Origin of the sequence: Pseudomonas sp. E6002, from assembly GCF_013385565.1 — a bacterium.
GTDB lineage: Bacteria > Pseudomonadota > Gammaproteobacteria > Pseudomonadales > Pseudomonadaceae > Aquipseudomonas.
On the sequence record NZ_JACAPT010000016.1, the window covers coordinates 18,011 to 22,849 of the forward strand.

At 59.7% G+C, this 4,839-nt stretch carries 4 protein-coding genes; 2 read left to right on the forward strand and 2 right to left on the reverse strand.

All coding sequences use genetic code 11. The features are described from left to right. Positions 1–39: 39 nt before the first annotated feature. Both lpxH and HX815_RS14300 read right to left on the reverse strand, forming a co-directional pair. On the reverse strand, positions 40–789 hold the full coding sequence (gene lpxH, locus HX815_RS14295) for a UDP-2,3-diacylglucosamine diphosphatase (RefSeq protein WP_177028448.1): 750 nt from the start codon (positions 787–789) through the stop codon (positions 40–42). Then, entirely contained in the window at positions 786–1,289 is a 504-nt protein-coding gene (locus HX815_RS14300; RefSeq protein ID WP_003211783.1) for a peptidylprolyl isomerase, read from the reverse strand. The genes lpxH and HX815_RS14300 overlap by 4 nt, the downstream gene beginning before the upstream one ends. A 246-nt stretch (positions 1,290–1,535) precedes the next feature. Here HX815_RS14300 and HX815_RS14305 point away from each other — a divergent pair, with 246 nt between their 5' ends. After that, a complete protein-coding gene (locus HX815_RS14305; RefSeq protein ID WP_008432425.1) occupies positions 1,536–3,236 on the forward strand; it encodes a glutamine--tRNA ligase/YqeY domain fusion protein in 1,701 nt (566 codons plus the stop codon). A 20-nt stretch (positions 3,237–3,256) separates the two neighbouring features. Further along, positions 3,257–4,645, forward strand: a complete 1,389-nt coding sequence (gene cysS, locus HX815_RS14310) for a cysteine--tRNA ligase (RefSeq protein ID WP_177028449.1) — start codon at positions 3,257–3,259, stop codon at positions 4,643–4,645. The last annotated feature ends 194 nt before the right edge of the window (positions 4,646–4,839 follow it).

The window sequence follows — 4,839 nt, forward strand, 5'->3', positions numbered from 1 at the left end:
AAGCCAGCTCCCACATTTGATGGGTGTTGTGTCTGAGGATCAGGCGCCAGGCAAGGCCAGTTGCGGGTTGACGAAGTCAAACGCCGCCAGTTGAAACCCTTGCTCATCCACCTGCAACGCCCACCCTTGCTTGTCCCAATCCCCCAGCACAATGCGCTTGGCCGCTTGCTCGCCAATCTGCAACTTGTGAATCGCCGGGCGGTGGGTGTGGCCATGCACCAACGTACGCACGCCGAACTGCTGCATCACCCTCGGCACTTCCTCGGGCGTTACATCGACAATGTCGTTGGTCTTCATTCGCGTCTGCGCGCGGCTTTCACTGCGCAGCTTGCGCGCCAGCTTGTGCCGCGTGCGCAAGGGCAGGTGGCGCAGGATGAACAGCGTGATGGGGTTACGCAGGATGCGCCGCAGCTTCATATAGCCAAGGTCGCGGGTACACAGGCTGTCGCCGTGCATCAACAGCACGGGCTCGCCTGCGAGTTGCACCACACTCGGGTCCTTGAGCAAGGTTGCGCCTGCGGCTTTGCAGAACGCCTTGCCGATCAGGAAATCCCGGTTGCCATGCATGATGAATATCTGGGTGCCGCTGTCGCTCAGCTCGCGCAGGGCCAGGCAAATCGAACGCTGGAAGGGCGTCATCCCATCGTCGCCAATCCAGGCTTCAAAGAAGTCCCCCAGAATGTACAACGCCTGGGCGGAACGGGCGCGGCCGTGCAGTAAATCCAGAAACGCCCGGGTTATGTCCGGGCGCTCCTCTTCCAGATGCAAATCTGAAATCAGCAATATCACTCAACGATCTCGGCTTTCTCGACGATAACGTCTTCTACCGGTACGTCCTGGTGACCTGCCTTGCCGGTGGTTTGCACACCCTTGATCTTGTCGACAACGTCCTGGCCTTCGGTGACTTTACCGAATACCGCGTAGCCCCAGCCCTGCACGTTCTTGCCGCTGTGGTTCAGGAAGGTGTTGTCGGCGACGTTGATGAAGAACTGCGCGGAGGCCGAATGCGGCTCCATGGTACGGGCCATGGCGACGGTGTACTTGTCGTTGGAAAGGCCGTTGTCCGCTTCGTTCTGGATGCTTGGACGCTTGTCTTTCTTTTCTTTCATGCCCGGCTCGAAACCGCCGCCCTGGACCATGAAGTTGCCGATGACACGGTGGAAAACAGTGTTTTCGTAGTGGCCGGCTTTAACGTACTCGATGAAGTTGGCGACGGTGATCGGCGCTTTCTCGGCGTTCAGCTCGATGACGATGTCACCGTGGTTGGTGGTCAGTTTGACTTGAGTCATGTTCACTACTCTTTCAAGGAATTCGTGGGTTTGGGCGTTTTGCGCCTTACCTGCTTGGCAAAAACGGCAGCCAAGGCGCGCAGTTTAGCGTGACCTGCGGGAATTTCGAGGTGGTTTTTTACCGCCCATGCAATAAATGCAGCAGTTTTTGGCCACGCTCTGTCAGGGCCTTGACAGCATCGGCTATGATAAGCCCTTTGTTTGTCGGCCTCACCCGGCCAAGTACTTCGTCTGTTCAAGGATCCTATGAGCAAGCCCACTGTCGACCCTACCTCGAATTCCAAGGCCGGACCTGCCGTCCCGGTCAATTTCCTGCGCCCGATCATCCAGGCGGACCTGGATTCGGGCAAGCACACGCAGATCGTCACCCGCTTCCCGCCTGAGCCCAACGGTTACCTGCACATCGGCCACGCCAAGTCGATCTGTGTGAACTTCGGCCTGGCCCAGGAGTTCGGTGGCGTCACGCACCTGCGTTTCGACGACACCAACCCGGCCAAGGAAGACCAGGAATACATCGACGCCATCGAAAGCGACATCAAGTGGCTGGGCTTCGAATGGTCCGGTGAAGTGCGCTATGCCTCCAAGTATTTCGACCAGTTGTTCGACTGGGCCGTCGAGTTGATCAAGGCCGGCAAGGCCTACGTAGACGACCTGACCCCGGAGCAAGCCAAGGAATACCGTGGCACCCTGACCGAGCCGGGCAAGAACAGCCCGTTCCGCGACCGTTCGGTTGAAGAGAACCTGGACTGGTTCAACCGCATGCGCGCCGGCGAGTTCCCGGACGGCGCCCGCGTACTGCGTGCCAAGATCGACATGGCCTCGCCGAACATGAACCTGCGCGACCCGATCATGTACCGCATCCGCCACGCCCATCACCACCAGACCGGTGACAAGTGGTGCATCTACCCGAACTACGACTTCACCCACGGTCAGTCGGACGCCATCGAAGGCATCACCCACTCCATCTGCACCCTGGAGTTCGAAAGCCACCGTCCGCTGTACGAATGGTTCCTCGACAGCCTGCCGGTACCGGCGCACCCGCGTCAGTACGAGTTCAGCCGCCTGAACCTGAACTACACCATCACCAGCAAGCGCAAGCTCAAGCAACTGGTCGATGAAAAGCACGTGTTTGGCTGGGACGACCCGCGTATGTCGACGCTGTCGGGCTTCCGCCGCCGTGGATACACCCCGGCATCGATCCGCAATTTCTGCGAGATGGTCGGCACCAACCGCTCCGACGGCGTGGTCGACTACGGCATGCTCGAATTCAGCATCCGTCAGGACCTCGACGCGAACGCCCCGCGCGCCATGTGCGTGCTGCGTCCGTTGAAGGTGGTGATCACCAACTACCCGGAAGGCCAGGTCGAAAACCTCGAACTGCCACGTCATCCGCAGAAAGAAGAACTCGGCGTGCGCAAGCTGCCGTTCGCCCGTGAAATCTACATCGACCGCGATGACTTCATGGAAGAGCCGCCAAAAGGCTACAAGCGCCTGGAGCCGAACGGCGAAGTACGCCTGCGCGGCAGCTACGTGATCCGTGCCGACGAAGCGATCAAGGACGCCGATGGCAACATCGTCGAACTGCGTTGCTCCTACGACCCGGACACCCTGGGCAAGAACCCGGAAGGCCGCAAGGTCAAAGGTGTGGTGCACTGGGTGCCGGCGGCGGCCAGCGTCGAGTGCGAAGTGCGCCTGTACGATCGCCTGTTCCGCTCGCCGAATCCCGAGAAGGCCGAAGACAGTGCCAGTTTCCTGGACAACATCAACCCTGACTCGCTGCAAGTTCTCACGGGTTGTCGTGCCGAGCCATCGCTTGGCGACGCACAGCCGGAAGACCGTTTCCAGTTCGAGCGCGAAGGTTACTTCTGCGCGGATATCAAGGACTCGAAACCCGGTGCTCCGGTATTCAACCGTACCGTGACCTTGCGTGATTCGTGGGGCCAGTGATTCTGTTTTAAGGAACTGTCGTGCTAACGATCTACAACACACTCAGCAAGACCAAAGAAGTCTTCAAGCCGCTGGATGGCAACAAGGTGCGCATGTACGTGTGCGGCATGACCGTGTATGACTACTGCCACATCGGCCACGGCCGCAGCATGGTTGCCTTCGACCTGGTGACCCGCTGGTTGCGTTTCAGCGGTTATGACCTGACGTATGTGCGCAACATCACCGACATCGACGACAAGATCATCAATCGCGCCAACGAAAACGGCGAGTCGTTCGACGCGCTGACCGAGCGCATGATTGCTGCGATGCACGAGGACGAGGCACGCCTCAACATCCTCAAGCCGGACATGGAACCGCGCGCCACGGACCATATCCCGGGCATGCACGCGATGATCCAGACCCTGATCGACAAGGGTTATGCCTACGCCCCGGGCAATGGCGACGTGTACTACCGCGTCGCCAAGTTCATGGGCTACGGCAAGCTGTCGCGCAAGAAAATCGAAGACCTGCGCATCGGTGCGCGGATCGAAGTCGACGAAGCCAAGCAAGACCCGCTGGACTTCGTGCTGTGGAAAGGCACCAAGCCCGGCGAGCCGAGCTGGGAGTCGCCATGGGGCGCCGGGCGCCCGGGCTGGCACATCGAATGCTCGGTGATGTCCACCTGCTGCCTGGGCGAGACCTTCGACATTCATGGCGGCGGCAGCGACCTTGAGTTCCCGCACCACGAAAACGAAATCGCCCAGAGCGAAGCGGCCACCGGCAAGACCTACGCCAACGCGTGGATGCACTGCGGCATGATTCGCATCAATGGCGAGAAGATGTCCAAGTCCTTGAACAACTTCTTCACCATTCGCGACGTGCTGGAAAAGTATCACCCGGAAGTGGTGCGCTACCTGTTGGTGTCGAGCCATTACCGCAGCGCGATCAACTATTCGGAAGACAACCTCAAGGACGCCAAGGGCGCCTTGGAGCGTTTCTACCACGCGTTGAAAGGCCTGCCCTCCGTGGCGCCTGCGGGCGGCGAAGCGTTTGTCGCGCGGTTCACCGAAGTGATGAACGACGACTTCGGTACGCCTGAAGCCTGCGCGGTGCTGTTTGAAATGGTGCGCGAGATCAACCGCCTGCGCGAGAACGATCTCGACGCAGCGGCGGGGCTTGCCGCACGTTTGAAAGAGCTGGCGAGCGTGCTGGGCGTATTGCAGATGGAAGCCGATGACTTCCTGCAGGCGGGCGCTGAAGGGCGTGTGGATGCCGCTGAAGTTGATGCGCTGATCCAGGCACGTTTGACTGCCCGGGCCAACAAGGACTGGGCGGAGTCTGACCGTATCCGTGACCAACTGACCGCGATGGGTGTGGTGTTGGAAGACGGGAAGGGCGGGACGACGTGGCGGTTGGCTGATCAGGCTTGATTGGTGATTGCTGAATGAAAAACGCCCCGACTGGTTCGGGGCGTTTTTTTTGGCCTGTCTATCCGTTATTCAGGGGGCGGTTCTTACAGCGTGTCTTGGACGGGACACCTGTGCGGGGACATGGTTGACGCATCGAGGGGCGAGCAAGCCATCTCAAGATCAAACGCAGAGCTGCTTAATGTGGGAGCGGGCTT